The sequence below is a fragment of the Lactococcus sp. AK05 genome (assembly GCF_041026685.1).
GTDB lineage: Bacteria > Bacillota > Bacilli > Lactobacillales > Streptococcaceae > Lactococcus > Lactococcus lactis.
In genome coordinates this window covers 18,114-30,487 of sequence record NZ_JBFTEI010000010.1, presented here as the reverse complement: position 1 = coordinate 30,487, position 12,374 = coordinate 18,114, and the positions used below count along the sequence as shown (strand labels likewise).

20 protein-coding genes are annotated in these 12,374 nt (G+C 34.3%); all 20 read right to left on the bottom strand.

From position 1 onward, the window contains the following. The coding region (locus tag AB6B24_RS11855) for a phage tail tape measure protein (protein WP_369164770.1) at nucleotides 1-927 on the bottom strand (927 nt) is incomplete at its 3' end. A gap of 115 nt (nucleotides 928-1,042) precedes the next feature. Further along, a complete protein-coding gene (locus AB6B24_RS11850; protein WP_369164769.1) occupies nucleotides 1,043-1,558 on the bottom strand; it encodes a hypothetical protein in 516 nt (171 codons plus the stop codon). Between the two features lie 71 nt (nucleotides 1,559-1,629). Further along, the gene (locus AB6B24_RS11845) at nucleotides 1,630-1,842 is read right to left on the bottom strand and encodes a hypothetical protein (protein WP_216793128.1); all 213 of its coding nucleotides are present in this window, start codon (nucleotides 1,840-1,842) and stop codon (nucleotides 1,630-1,632) included. Continuing rightward, complete coding sequence (gene gpG / locus AB6B24_RS11840; protein ID WP_369164767.1) at nucleotides 1,839-2,156, bottom strand: phage tail assembly chaperone G; 318 nt, start codon at nucleotides 2,154-2,156, stop codon at nucleotides 1,839-1,841. Before gpG ends, AB6B24_RS11845 begins: the two co-directional genes overlap by 4 nt. 3 nt (nucleotides 2,157-2,159) lie before the next feature. Beyond that, nucleotides 2,160-2,759 carry a major tail protein gene (locus tag AB6B24_RS11835; RefSeq protein ID WP_349710140.1) on the bottom strand — a complete coding sequence of 200 codons (600 nt, stop codon included), beginning with the start codon at nucleotides 2,757-2,759 and terminating at the stop codon, nucleotides 2,160-2,162. Between the two features lie 18 nt (nucleotides 2,760-2,777). Then, nucleotides 2,778-3,167, bottom strand: coding sequence for a hypothetical protein (locus tag AB6B24_RS11830; protein ID WP_195363072.1), 390 nt, complete (start codon nucleotides 3,165-3,167; stop codon nucleotides 2,778-2,780). Then, on the bottom strand, nucleotides 3,164-3,568 hold the full coding sequence (locus AB6B24_RS11825) for an HK97 gp10 family phage protein (protein WP_023189091.1): 405 nt from the start codon (nucleotides 3,566-3,568) through the stop codon (nucleotides 3,164-3,166). Before AB6B24_RS11825 ends, AB6B24_RS11830 begins: the two co-directional genes overlap by 4 nt. Next, a complete protein-coding gene (locus tag AB6B24_RS11820) occupies nucleotides 3,561-3,947 on the bottom strand; it encodes a phage head-tail adapter protein (RefSeq protein ID WP_270513345.1) in 387 nt (128 codons plus the stop codon). The genes AB6B24_RS11825 and AB6B24_RS11820 overlap by 8 nt, the downstream gene beginning before the upstream one ends. Next, nucleotides 3,944-4,249: a hypothetical protein gene (locus AB6B24_RS11815; protein ID WP_270218930.1), complete on the bottom strand. Its 306-nt coding sequence runs from the start codon at nucleotides 4,247-4,249 to the stop codon at nucleotides 3,944-3,946. The genes AB6B24_RS11820 and AB6B24_RS11815 overlap by 4 nt, the downstream gene beginning before the upstream one ends. 12 nt (nucleotides 4,250-4,261) lie before the next feature. Beyond that, the gene (locus tag AB6B24_RS11810; protein ID WP_167593704.1) at nucleotides 4,262-4,417 is read right to left on the bottom strand and encodes a hypothetical protein; all 156 of its coding nucleotides are present in this window, start codon (nucleotides 4,415-4,417) and stop codon (nucleotides 4,262-4,264) included. Between the two features lie 10 nt (nucleotides 4,418-4,427). Continuing rightward, nucleotides 4,428-5,573, bottom strand: a complete 1,146-nt coding sequence (locus AB6B24_RS11805; protein ID WP_369164766.1) for a phage major capsid protein — start codon at nucleotides 5,571-5,573, stop codon at nucleotides 4,428-4,430. Then, nucleotides 5,573-6,349: a head maturation protease, ClpP-related gene (locus AB6B24_RS11800; RefSeq protein ID WP_369164765.1), complete on the bottom strand. Its 777-nt coding sequence runs from the start codon at nucleotides 6,347-6,349 to the stop codon at nucleotides 5,573-5,575. The genes AB6B24_RS11805 and AB6B24_RS11800 overlap by 1 nt, the downstream gene beginning before the upstream one ends. Beyond that, a complete protein-coding gene (locus tag AB6B24_RS11795; protein WP_369164764.1) occupies nucleotides 6,336-7,529 on the bottom strand; it encodes a phage portal protein in 1,194 nt (397 codons plus the stop codon). The genes AB6B24_RS11800 and AB6B24_RS11795 overlap by 14 nt, the downstream gene beginning before the upstream one ends. A gap of 192 nt (nucleotides 7,530-7,721) precedes the next feature. Further along, nucleotides 7,722-9,461 (bottom strand): terminase large subunit, encoded by a 1,740-nt coding sequence (locus AB6B24_RS11790; protein ID WP_058220479.1) that lies wholly within the window; start codon nucleotides 9,459-9,461, stop codon nucleotides 7,722-7,724. Then, nucleotides 9,458-10,051, bottom strand: a complete 594-nt coding sequence (locus AB6B24_RS11785) for a P27 family phage terminase small subunit (RefSeq protein WP_369164763.1) — start codon at nucleotides 10,049-10,051, stop codon at nucleotides 9,458-9,460. The genes AB6B24_RS11790 and AB6B24_RS11785 overlap by 4 nt, the downstream gene beginning before the upstream one ends. A 140-nt stretch (nucleotides 10,052-10,191) precedes the next feature. Then, nucleotides 10,192-10,491, bottom strand: coding sequence for an HNH endonuclease (locus AB6B24_RS11780; RefSeq protein ID WP_369164762.1), 300 nt, complete (start codon nucleotides 10,489-10,491; stop codon nucleotides 10,192-10,194). 48 nt (nucleotides 10,492-10,539) lie between these two features. Next, a complete protein-coding gene (locus AB6B24_RS11775; protein ID WP_031560813.1) occupies nucleotides 10,540-10,731 on the bottom strand; it encodes a hypothetical protein in 192 nt (63 codons plus the stop codon). 24 nt (nucleotides 10,732-10,755) lie between these two features. Then, nucleotides 10,756-11,043: a hypothetical protein gene (locus tag AB6B24_RS11770; RefSeq protein ID WP_369164761.1), complete on the bottom strand. Its 288-nt coding sequence runs from the start codon at nucleotides 11,041-11,043 to the stop codon at nucleotides 10,756-10,758. An 88-nt stretch (nucleotides 11,044-11,131) separates the two neighbouring features. Beyond that, the gene (locus AB6B24_RS11765) at nucleotides 11,132-11,449 is read right to left on the bottom strand and encodes a hypothetical protein (protein ID WP_369164760.1); all 318 of its coding nucleotides are present in this window, start codon (nucleotides 11,447-11,449) and stop codon (nucleotides 11,132-11,134) included. Nucleotide 11,450: 1 nt separating this feature from the next. Then, nucleotides 11,451-11,723 carry a hypothetical protein gene (locus tag AB6B24_RS11760; protein ID WP_369164759.1) on the bottom strand — a complete coding sequence of 91 codons (273 nt, stop codon included), beginning with the start codon at nucleotides 11,721-11,723 and terminating at the stop codon, nucleotides 11,451-11,453. Between the last annotated feature and the right edge of the window lie 651 nt (nucleotides 11,724-12,374).

Sequence of the window (12,374 nt, the reverse complement as noted above, 5' to 3'; positions counted from 1 at the left end):
TACGGGTCCGACATATTCCATTGCTATTCCCATGTCTTCAAATCCTGCAGATGTTTTATTGGCTACAAATGTCAAACTATCCGTTACACGTTGGGTATTTTTCATCATGGATGCTGTATCTTCAGTCTTCAAGCCAAATTGTTCAAGAATGGCAGTTGATGCAGACATTACTGTTCCGAAATCTTCCCCTGAGGCTCTTGAAGCATCTAATACCGCTGGCATAGCCCCAACGGTTTGATTAAAATCATAACCGCGTTTAATCATTTCTTCCATACCATCATTGATAGATGAGGTATCGATACCGTATTGTCTAGCCCATTGTTTAGATTTATCTGATAAAGTATCCATTTGCTTAGAAAGAACACTTGCTGGTGTTCCATCTGATAACAAAGCTTGGATTTCAGTCATCTTACCATTGAAATTAGTTGCTGCTTGAATTCCTTTCGCAAATGTTGCAGTTATAGCAATTGAAGCAGGCATAGCTTTTGAAGCAATTGAATTTAAACCTGAGCTTACTTTTCCTAGTCCTGAAGACATTTTAGGTAAGATAGAGGTTTGTTTATATTGCTCTATGGCTGCATTTTTTAATTGTGCCTGGTATTGCATTAATTGTGCATTTGCTCGAGAAATATCAGTCGCATATTTTTGAGTACTAGAGCTTGCTTTCCCATCAACAAGTGAACCATTGTAAGATTTTTTTAGTAAATCTAATTGCCTTTTTTGCGCCTCAATAGATTTTGTTAGAACTTCCATTGGGCTTTTGACTCCGTCAACACCTTTCCCAAATGTTGAAAATGAGGTTTGAGAAGTTTTTAAATCATTTTTTAAGGCTGCTAATTGCTTATTAACTCCAGTAACACCCTTTGCGAAGCTGGAATCATCAAAGCCCATTTCAATTATCATTTTCCCTAAAGGTGTATCTGCCATTGCTTTCTCCTTGAACTTTTATTCTTAATTCAAGGATAAACAAAAAACGCCCTTAAAAAGTAGCGTTTTTTCATCTTAAAATTTATTAATACATTATATTAATCTAACTCATTTTTTAGTAAGTTGAACTACGAGATTCAAGAACTTTATTGATATCCTTTGTTCTCACACGAACAATTATCTTTGAACCCTTTGGAGCATACTCAGCAATCCCTTTTACATCATACCCGTAATTAATCGGAAAGGTATCATAATCACTTCTCTTTTTTGAATAAAATTGTATTGTTTCTTTGTTGTCTTCCAAACCATCTATCCCAGATTTTTCGCCCTTTGAATTATCATCACTACTTGATAAATTATAGATATACTCTACCTTAAAGCCAGATTTTATCAATTTTTTTGTAGCTTCATCTTTGCTTATTTTCCAATTTTCAGACTGATCAATAGGTATTTTAACCATATTTGATGGTACATACTTCAATCCATTAAATGGATTCCTATGGTTAACGGCAGTCATTATAAGTAAGTACATACAAAATAAGAATACTCCCATACCAGTAAATAAAGCTATCAAAAGTTTTTTTGTAAAAACAATTTTAATATTGACTTCTTTGTCATTTGATTTTTCCATATCATACTCCAGTATTTTTTATTTAATTATATCTCTTTTTTAAATAAAAAAACAGCTCATAAGAGCTATTTTTATTTTAATGACTGCCCAAATTCCCAAAGCGATAACACTTTTTCTTGTTCAGGCTCATCTACGCTACCATCATTCGATATAATTTTTGCACCAACTACAGAAACAACTGTAGAAAAATCATTACTAAGGATATCTGCCAAAGTATATGAACCAGTCGATACTAGCGTTTTTACAAAGTCTAGAAATTCAGAACGAGCTTCTGAGACTGTCATTGTTCCTTTTTTTCGTCACCCGTAACTTCTTTTGAACCAGTAATCGTTTCAAAAACATCTTTAATGAAATTTTGCAATCCCCAAGCAGGTACACTTGCCAAAATTGATTCTTCTGTTACCTTTGAACTATCGAATAAACCAGCAATGAAATTAATCCGTTTTTTATAAACGTCTGAAATAGACATCTTATCAGCGTTTTTTTCAATTTCAACTGCCATATCCCAATAATCAAGAAGTTTTTGACCGCTAACATGTTCTTGAGTAACAGTAAACTCACCATCTTTATCACGAAGACTAATTGACAACTTAGTCATTTATTACTCACCTCCTGCAGGTGCTGCTACCATTAAAGCATCAGCTTTAATTTCTGCAATACCAGCTGCATCAGTAGATGTTCCTGTTCCAACAAAAGTAGAGTAGTACAATCCGTTGTCATCAGAACCAATGGCAAAGCTAATAGCTTCTGATGGAAGTTCACTTTGTTTACCTTGTACTGTATTAAACTCAAGACCATCAGAAGAGAACATTCCGTCCACAAATGCCATTAAATATGGATTACCTTGAGGGGTAACATCTTCCAATAGAATTGAGCAGTATGGAGAAGTGCGATCTGCAGTAGCTTTGTATACACCATTAGTGGATGCGACAATTCCAAGCACTGCATTTTTAATTTTTTCAGGGAAGTCCATGATATCGAAATCAACTTTACCATCTCCAACTCCTTTTCCTGAAATGGAGTATACTTTATTTGAAGAATAAGATTTTACGGCATCAACCGCTAATCCTGATACTTTAGCGGAAACCATCCCACCATTATCTTTTTTTCCTTCGATAACAAATTGATTTGTCCCAAGAACTGGATCTTTACCATCTTTTACACGAATTGTTAAACGTTTAAAACCAATAGGTACTGACATTATTTATTCTCCTTATTTTCAATAATTTTCGTAAAGATTGCTATTGCCTTCATAAAACCGAGCATCCACATATCTTTTTGTATCGCTAAAATATTCATCTAGTCCGCCATTCATCTGAAAGAATCCTTTTGTTTTTAGAATATTTTCAACTGTATTTTGTAATTTTTTTACTGTTAATCGGTCAATTGCCTCTATGCTGACCTGATAGACAAAATGTTTAGCTAGTGAATCATTGCTACTCATAGCTGTTTGTTCTGGTGGACCAGTCGGAGTAATTGTTATACTTGTTGAGCTTTCAGATAAATTTTCATATCTTGAATAACTTTTAAGCCCACCTGTTCTTTGAATTGCTAGAATATCAGAGTCATTAGCTAAAGATTGCATAAGTTCACTTAGCATATCCTTCATTTTAGCAACTCCTTCAAATTAGCTTGCGCTGTCTTAACAAATTTTTGCCCTTGAGCATTTGAAAATCTTTGTAAAGCACCAAAACTTTTATAACGATATGATTTACCATTTCTGACAAAACCATTATTTTCAAGATGAACAAGTCTCCAATGCTTACCGTTGTTACCTATCTTTATGACGGGGAATCCTGATGTTCTAGAAACATTCCCTCGAACAACACCAGCTACTGTATCACCAGAATTTGCAAATTGAGAAAGGGTACTCTTTAAATCAACTACAGCTTCATCCGCGGCTGCTTTAAGTGCATCACTTTCTATCTTCTTCACACGAGTTTCACTAAACTTTTCTCTCAATTTTGCTTCAATTTCTTCAAATCCTTTGATTGTCATTGAACTACTCATTAAGATTTGTACCTCCAAGTATTATTTTTAAGAAAGTACGATCATGAAAATCTGGCTGAATATCGATGATATTCCATACTTTATTTGCATATCTCGGATCATCAATAATAACCTTGTCATCATTTTTAGGTTGATAACTCGTTAAGGGATCGCGAATTTTTATGGTTGCTCCATTCTTAACGTTTTGATTCCCCAAGATTGTTAAATCTTTATTGCTAGGGGAGTAAAGATCTGCGTAGGTTTTAAAAAGAACAATAGGATCACCGCCTCTCCCGTCGAATGACGTATCAAGCCCTACTCCTTGAAATGTAACTTTAGTCCGCATCGTTCCGTTATTTGTACGATTAGATGATTTAAGTGATTTTTGCGATTTAATCATTGCGTCTCTCCTACATCATCAGTAGGCTGATTAGCTAGAAAAACATCACGGATATTTTGCTTATAATTCTCTTTGAACTCATCTAGTGCATCATTGTATGTATAACGTGAACGCTCAAAAATTAATTCCTTAACTTCTGGATCACTTGCATCAGGCACTCCAACTAATCTAAGAATTGAGGTATAAGAGGCTATGAGCATATCTGTTAAGTTAGCAAGTTCGTCAGAATCGTTAGTACTGATTCTCATTCTTTGTTTGAATGAATTAAGGTTATCATTGGCCCAAGTTTCTGCAGTACTCATATTTAACTCCTATTATTTATCTTCTTTTTCCTCCACTTTTTCAACAAAACCAGGGAGCTTTTTTTCAAGCTCCTTGAATCTTGCTACGGAAGCCTCAAAAACTTCATCAACTTCACGTCTAACATTTTCCTTTAAATCATCAAAGACAGCTTTTACTTTTAATTTCATTGACTACTCCTTACCCAGCAGGTACGGCCGCAATTGTAACAAGGGCTGAAGCATTGTTATCTTTTGGTTTGCCCCAATAGAATGATTTGGTAGTATAAAGTTGAAGATCTTCAAGAGCAAACGTTTGGTCAAATTCTTGCATTGTCATTTTTCCGCGATAAGCATTGTATCGATTTGCAACAAATACAATTCCTTTACCAGCAGGAACAGCCATTGATTGAATTACAGAAATATTGAAAGGTAAGATATCAACCCATGCTCCATTTGCATTCAAATATAAGAACATCGCAGTGAAATTGTAATAATCTTGAGGATTAACCAAAATTTTTGCTTGTCCAGCAATATTTAGCGGAATTCCTTTTTCACTAACTGACATTTTTTTCATAATAGGTGCTAGAATTTTAGCAGCTTGTCGTGAAACATCTTGAGAGTTTTCTAAAGCAGCAAGTGGCGAAAGGTCGGCAGATACTGTTTTATCTCCATATGTAGTAGTCCCATTGACAACGGTAGCATCTTTAATCAAACCAACAGGTTTGTTATTCCCATCTCCAAGTACTAAAGCTGTTTCGAGAGCAACTGCAATAGATTCTGACAATTGTAAGATGATAAAGGTTTTCAACCAATCATAACTATAGTCAAGAGCATCTTTAGGGATAACAGTATATGCAGTAAGTTTATTTTGAGAAAAATCATGTTCTCCGAAGTTTTGGTTCAACTTACCTTGGATATCACCAGCAAATGTCCCCCATACTGCTGTTCCACCATTATAGATACCATCAGAGATAATCGCTTTAGTGCGAAGCCCCATATCTTGGAATTTGATAATATCAAGTAAAGGATGGGCATAAGTCAATTCGTCAAAAACTTGATTGATAATTTCAAGAGGCAAGGTTTTTTCTACATTTCCAACACCAGAAGTAATATCGTTAAAGAATTTTGTTTCTTCTGCTGACATTACTTCAGAAGAACGAGATGACATTAGAGAGTTGATTTTTTCGTTTGTTTGATCAGCAAGTTTTTCAACAATTTCAGTACCCATGACTTCCATAGACTGTGCAAATAATTTTTGTTGTTCTTTTTCATCGGCTCCGTTAGCAACTGCATCTGTATATTTTCCTACAGCTGCTTCGTAATTAGGTAATTTTGTGTAGTCCATTATTTAATTCCTCCTAGGAAAAGTGGTTTAAATTTTTGATTTTTAAGTGGCTTGTCTGCCGAGTTATTAGCTTCAAATTCTGCTTTTAGTGCAGATATTTTTTCATCAATCATATTTTTGATTGATTCCATTTGCTCAGGATTGATTTCAATATTCATTGTTGGTTCTTTGTCATTCTGCATAAGAGCGTTTATTTTAGAGACAGCCTCATCAGAAAGTAGTAAATCGTCACTAGCAACCATCATTGGTGCGGATTCGAACATGATTTCATCAACCAATCCTGCTTCTTTAGCTTGCTTGGCGTTATACCATGTTGTCGCATCCATTAACTCTTTTACTTCGTCAATGCTCTTATTCATTTTTTGAGCATACATTTCAGCAAAACCTTCACTAAGATTTTTTGAAGCGCCGGCTTCATTACTCAAATCGCGATAATCGCCTTGTGCACCTGACTGCACATTGTGTATCATTACTGATGCACTTGGAGAAATTGCAACATGATCTGCGCCAAGCATGACGATTGTAGCTGCACTGGCACTATTCCCAGTTATTTCAACGTTTACTTTACCTGGATATTTTTTTAACGCAGTATACATATCGCTTGCAGCAGTAATTTCTCCGCCACCTGAACTCATAGAAAGAAGGACATCTTCTCCTTTTGCATTTTCTAAAAAATCTGTCATAGTTTTAGGAGTAACATTGCTGCGTTTAATAAAGTCATATACTGGACCAAGCGCATCAGGAATTATAGTCCCATTAAACTTAAGTGTCTTCACTATTTTTTCCTTTCTCTTCATAATTTTTAGTCATAATAAATCTGTCACCATCTTCTGTTGGTGGTAAATTGGCAGCCTCACGGACTTCATTGACTTTTATAACACCACTAGACCCTGCTTTATCAATTGCATCTGCACGGTCAAGGATGTTAATTGTTTTAAATCCAGTCATTTGTAGGGTATTACCAACTGAATATCCTGATTTTTTAATTAAAATACTTGCAAATCCTTCTGATAATTTGTTCCCTAATGGAATCACTGCGGATTCAATTGCTAAATCCAAGTTTTCAGAATTATTAGCAGTTTCTCCAAGCACTAGTGCCGGAGGAATTCCAAGCAACCCTGCTACTTCTCCAATGAATACTTTTTTTAAAGACCAAAAGTCAGTAATCTGATTTTGTAGTGTTGCAGACTTGCTAGAAGAAATTTCATCATACGAAGATTTTGATTTGTCGTCGGCAGGAATAAAGACAATAGGATCATTCATCATTTTGTCGTATAAAGTTGTTGCATATTGTTGCTGCAATTTTTTTCTCTCATTATCTTCAAGCTTGCTGTTAACTGGAATGCTAATTTTTGCTCTAACTTGCCCTACACGGAGCTGATTAGCAATTAAGATTCCAAATAATTTTCCATAATCATCCCATAGACTATCAACATATTTTTTTATCCCAATATTATCATTGTCTAAGTGAAAACAATCCACTCCTTGAATAAAGGTTCTATTAAAATATTTTTGAGCGTATGGTCCAGAATTAGGAGCATTAGAAACTTTACTATTGGAGAAGTTAACTGTCACTCCCGTGTATGTGTTCCCATCAAGCGAATAGTTTGTTACAAAATTATCAGCAATATAGAACTGATCACCATCCTGTATAACTAATAACTCACCATTTAACAGCTTTTTTATCATTGAAATTTTGAATTCACTAGCTGTTTGGTTAGGATTCGGTCTCATATTTAAAGCATAATCAAATTTAGAATCTGTAATTGAGCTTTCATTTTTAAATACAAATTTACCTTTAGAAACAGTTCTTGCTAAGTAAGAAACACAAGATTCTAAAGCAGCATTCTTAATACCAAGCGTGATTTGTGCATTAAATAATGCGTCATACCCAGTTAAATCGGTTGTACTTAATTTATCTTTTACAGATGACCAAATGTCTGAAAATAGTCCCACATTTTCTCCTTTCCGTACTTTTAATTCAAGTTTAATGGAAAAGTAGAGCGAAAAAGTAGCGTTTTTATAAATAAAAAGCCGCCATTTCTGACAGCTTTATTTGAGGGTTATCGCACCACATTACTAATATTTTATTGCTCACTCCTCTACAGTATGAATTATGCTAGATTTTTACTCTCAAAAAGTAGCGTTTTATCCCATAAACCACCCCAAATTATCATAGAAATCAGTTGTATCTACTTCATTTAGTAAATCAGCCTTGAACATCGCTGCTTCAAAAGCTTTAAATCCATCTGTTTTTCGTCTGACATCTTCTTTTTTGATATATTCCACATTCCCATCTTTTTTCAAATGTCTAAGTACATTATTCGTGTACCAACGCATCATATCATTATCACCGAAATTAATTTTTTGATTGGCGAAACTATCCTCGATTACGGTTGATAATTGCGCATCAATAGCCCTAAAGTTGCGAATAACTTCTACACGGTAACCGAGCGGTTCTTCAAATTTACCATTCCAAGAGACTTCGAATCCTGCTTCTTCAAATTTAGGTTGTAAATACTCCCTCATTTTATAGCCGTCTCCACAAATAGTTTGGAATTCATAACCTTCTTCATCACGCATACGAACAAACCAGTCTACAACGTGTTGTGCATCCATTGACGGTTCATCTAATACTGTGAGCAATCCCTCATCTTCCCATTGTCTAATCGGAGCAAATCGTCGCTTACCATTAACATTTTCATTTGGCTTTGAATAGCTATATATTCTATCGACAAATTCTTTACGAACAAATGAATGAGATTTAAAAACATAATCCCCATCAACCTTAAACAAAGCACCAACTGCGATAAAGTCACGAGTAGAGGCAAAGTCAAATCCTCCAACCGCAGGTAGATTCCTTAATTCTGGAAATTCTTTTTTAGTTGCTTTTAATTCTTCATAGGTTGCCACGCTTCTTTCAATGTCAGTCACTGGGAAATTTTGGCGCTTAGTCATGAATTCATCTCGTCCGCTAGGATTTAATTCTAAGTCCTCATATTCTTCAAGAACTGTTTCAAAAAGTCCTTGCGCATACTCTGTCATTGGAAGTGAAAACATAGGACTCGATAATTCCCAAAGGGTAGGGTCATCAACCTGTTCTGCCTTATCCAATTTGCAAATAAATGGAAACATAGCATTCCATTTCGCTTCGCCTTTAAGGACTTTTAGTGCCATATCTTTCATCTGGTCAATGAATCCATCACGCACATAACCATCAGTTCCTATATAAAATTCACGAGGATTAGGTCGTTTACCTAGCCCTGAAATATGTACTTTTACATCTTTATTGCTTTCATATTGGTGGATTTCGTCAAAGATAACCGCTCCATCTCGAAGTCCATCCTTAGTATTTCCATTTGATGTTCTGAATTTAAAGAGCGATTTTGTTTGTAAGTTCTTGATTTCAGATTTACGTGGCTTACCAAATAATTCTTCTAATTCTTCATGGTTCTCAATTGTATCGTGGACTTCATCAAAACTTGTTTTTGCTTGGTCCTCACTGTTGGCCACGATTGAAATATTATAATTAGCGATTCCATGCATAGGGGTTGTTAAGTAACTTCCTATTGCAGAAAGTAATCCATTTTTACCATTCCCCCTTGCAATCATGATTAATATTTTTCGATAAACATTCCGATGATTTTCTGAAAAATATAAGAAAACAAAACTGATAATGAATTTTTGGAAATCTTCCAATTCAAAGAAATACTTTTCAGTATATCCAATGCAATTCTCGATTTGTTCAACGTCAAAAAATACCTCGCCTGATTCGAGACGAGGCACTACCTCACGTTTAATATAATCAACAAGTAATTTTCGTTCATAGTTGAATTTGACCATGCCCGCATAATAACCGTCAATGTACTTTTGAACGTAATCGATCACTTCGTAAATTTACTCCAATCTTTTTTGCTACTATTTTTAGGTTTTGATGTTCGTTTTTCTTCAAAAAATTCATCTAACTTAATTAAGGCAGCATTTACTTTTACTTTTTCTGCAATTGCAGGGTGTGGTTTTTTTATCTCATTTTCACCAGAAGAAACCAGAATCATTACTCCTGACTTATCAATTGCTTTGCTTAAATTTTCAAAATTAGAAACTAAGCTGCAGTATCGGTACACTTTTTCTAATTCAGATGGTGAATTTTTATCAACAAGAGAGAGCAATTCTTGAAAAAGTGAGTCATTAGTTTTTTCGTTTTCAGTTTTGCCATTTTTTTCAGTACTGTTTTCAGATATTTCATTCATGATTGACAAATAATAATTTATATCAGTGATTATTTCTTGTAAATCAACTTGCAAAACTTCAGCGATATCTATCCACATTTTTTTATCTTTAGGATTCCTCTTTCCCCTAGAGTATAAAGAAAGCTGGCTGTTATTTATTTTTATTTCTTTTGTTTCAAGCAACTTTTTCAAATCTGAAAAACTCAATTTTTTTTCATCTAAGACTTTCTTCAATTGGTTATTTACCATTTTCAGCTCCTTTCTTAAAAAATAGCCTTTTTTTGGTTAAAAAACCCCAACCGGTCTGGGGTAAATTTGGAAATAGACCCAATTATTTTAGACCCGGGGGTATATTTTAATTATTTTTCTGTAATTTCCGAACAATAAAATCAGAATTCAAAAGTTTCATCATCAAACTGCTTGTATCTGTGTCTATCATGCCTCTTGTTGTGGCAGTCATGGCACAAGGTACGAAGGTTATTAGGTTCTAGTGCAAGCTCTGGATGATACTCAAGTTCCTTGATATGATCTATCTCTAGTGTCACAGTCTTAGCCGTTGTTACCCTGCCTTCTGCTTTGCACCATTGACATTCATTGTTATCACGCTTGAGTATCTGTTCTCTCATACGTCTCCAAGTTCCTGAGCAATAGAACCTGTGCCTTGCTTTTGGTGTGCTTACATCTATCATGATTCAATCGTAAAACAAAAACGCTACGAAAAAGTAGCGTTCTTTATATTAATAATCTTCTGCCAACCATTCCATAACTTTTGTATAAACTGTTGATTTTGTTTTATAATTTCCTTCTTCGACTTTTCGTAAAGTTTTCTCGCCAATACCAATAAGTTTATGAGCTTCTGATTTTGTCAATCTTAAGTCGGCCCTCTTTCTCCGGACTGCTTTTGCTTGCGCTTCTGTTATCGTTAACATTATGTGGTTATCCTTTCTGTTATATTATTCATGAGACATCTTAAGTAAATGACCACCGTCATATTTCTCAGCAAACTGTTGCGTTGCTTTATTATTCCTAGCAATGACTGCGCTCTTAGAGTAATACATATTCATTGTGATCTTAATGATTCCCCAACCGTCAATGTAATAACGTTTGAATATCTTACGATCATCTTCATCTTTAATATTATCTAACGCTTCATTGATAAGCTGAGATTGTTTGGCATTCTTCTTATTACGAATGATAATTCTTAAGGTCATTCGAACATCGTGCCATTGCGCTTTCGTCAATTCTTTTGTCATATTCTAACTCCTGTTATGTTATAATAGTATTAGAATAAATCGTTTTTAAAGCCCATTGCCGTGGGCTTTTTATTATTTAAATATTATCAGTTCCGTAAACAATAATCGAAATATCCGACCGACGGCCAAAATTATAGAACAGCTCAGCAATAAAAAAATTAGAATATAGAAGTTCATCAATATATATTTTATTGTATCTTCTACCCTGGAGTTCATCATATACATTTTTGAAACTTCTTGCGGATATAACTCTTTTTTGCAATCCTTTTGGAAATAGCGAACGTTTAATTCCATAGTACGGAACCAAGCACAAAGCTAATTCATCATCCTTCATAAGTTCAATAACTTTAGTAGTTTTTCCACTACTTCTATCTTGATTATTAATTTCTAACATTCTATTCAACCTCGATTCCGATTCCGCCTTTTCCGTCCAATACAAGATTTCCGTCTATTGTTGACATAATCCACAACCAATCGTTTGTTTCTACTTCAGCATATTTAAAAGGTCCAGGTTTTTCTCCGTTAGTCATAGCCATTACAATATCATTGATAGGAGAATACCACCAGTCCGTTTCCCCTATCAAAAATTCATTTAGCTTATGCTTTTTAAATTGTGCAACTTCTAGCAGTGTTCTTTGAATCAATGGTACTTGTTTATTGTCTTTCATTTTTTCCCTCCAGTTGAGTTTAGCGAGTTCCTAGCTCAGTATGATATAATTTGTAAGACCGAAAATACAGAACGTAATAATTCCAAACTGCTTGAAATTGGTCACTTCAAGCGCTTTTTGTTATCAATCAATATATCTTGTGCTATAATTTAAAGGACCAATAAATACTAGTAATAATAATAATAATAGTAGTCTTAATCCTTTTAAGTAAAGCTCGAACTTGGTCAGTTCGGGTTTTTTGCATTTATCCCATAACCTCTTACTTATTGATGTGATATAATATAACTGACCAAAAATACATTAGATAATGTATATTCTTTTTACATTCGCTCAAGCTAGGTCAGCTTGGGCTTTTTAATTTGATTAGTGCTATACTAGAGTGGACCAAAAAAATATAAATGTTAGAATTCACAATTTCGCTCGAACTTGGTCAACTCGAGCTTTTTTGTTATAATTAAAGACTTTTTAATAAATCAAATTTTATAGTTGTCAATTAATCAGTGGTATAATGAATGTGACCATTTAATAGTAACTAATAATTTTTACAACAATCGCTCAAGCTTGGTCAACTCGAGCTTTTTTGTTATAACTTATTTTTATTATGGTATAATGTAGTAGACCTAAATTTTAAGAATAAAATTTAAACCTAGA

Excerpts from the sequence above, each read along its gene's own strand:
- AB6B24_RS11850 (WP_369164769.1), bottom strand. The coding sequence starts at position 1,558 with ATGGAAAAATCAAATGACAAAGAAGTCAATATTAAAATTGTTTTTACA.
- AB6B24_RS11845 (WP_216793128.1), bottom strand. The coding sequence starts at position 1,842 with ATGACAGTCTCAGAAGCTCGTTCTGAATTTCTAGACTTTGTAAAAACG.
- gpG (WP_369164767.1), bottom strand. The coding sequence starts at position 2,156 with ATGACTAAGTTGTCAATTAGTCTTCGTGATAAAGATGGTGAGTTTACT.
- AB6B24_RS11835 (WP_349710140.1), bottom strand. The coding sequence starts at position 2,759 with ATGTCAGTACCTATTGGTTTTAAACGTTTAACAATTCGTGTAAAAGAT.
- AB6B24_RS11830 (WP_195363072.1), bottom strand. The coding sequence starts at position 3,167 with ATGAAGGATATGCTAAGTGAACTTATGCAATCTTTAGCTAATGACTCT.
- AB6B24_RS11825 (WP_023189091.1), bottom strand. The coding sequence starts at position 3,568 with ATGAGTAGTTCAATGACAATCAAAGGATTTGAAGAAATTGAAGCAAAA.
- AB6B24_RS11820 (WP_270513345.1), bottom strand. The coding sequence starts at position 3,947 with ATGATTAAATCGCAAAAATCACTTAAATCATCTAATCGTACAAATAAC.
- AB6B24_RS11815 (WP_270218930.1), bottom strand. The coding sequence starts at position 4,249 with ATGAGTACTGCAGAAACTTGGGCCAATGATAACCTTAATTCATTCAAA.
- AB6B24_RS11810 (WP_167593704.1), bottom strand. The coding sequence starts at position 4,417 with ATGAAATTAAAAGTAAAAGCTGTCTTTGATGATTTAAAGGAAAATGTT.
- AB6B24_RS11805 (WP_369164766.1), bottom strand. The coding sequence starts at position 5,573 with ATGGACTACACAAAATTACCTAATTACGAAGCAGCTGTAGGAAAATAT.
- AB6B24_RS11785 (WP_369164763.1), bottom strand. The coding sequence starts at position 10,051 with ATGGTAAATAACCAATTGAAGAAAGTCTTAGATGAAAAAAAATTGAGT.
- AB6B24_RS11780 (WP_369164762.1), bottom strand. The coding sequence starts at position 10,491 with ATGATAGATGTAAGCACACCAAAAGCAAGGCACAGGTTCTATTGCTCA.
- AB6B24_RS11775 (WP_031560813.1), bottom strand. The coding sequence starts at position 10,731 with ATGTTAACGATAACAGAAGCGCAAGCAAAAGCAGTCCGGAGAAAGAGG.
- AB6B24_RS11765 (WP_369164760.1), bottom strand. The coding sequence starts at position 11,449 with ATGTTAGAAATTAATAATCAAGATAGAAGTAGTGGAAAAACTACTAAA.
- AB6B24_RS11760 (WP_369164759.1), bottom strand. The coding sequence starts at position 11,723 with ATGAAAGACAATAAACAAGTACCATTGATTCAAAGAACACTGCTAGAA.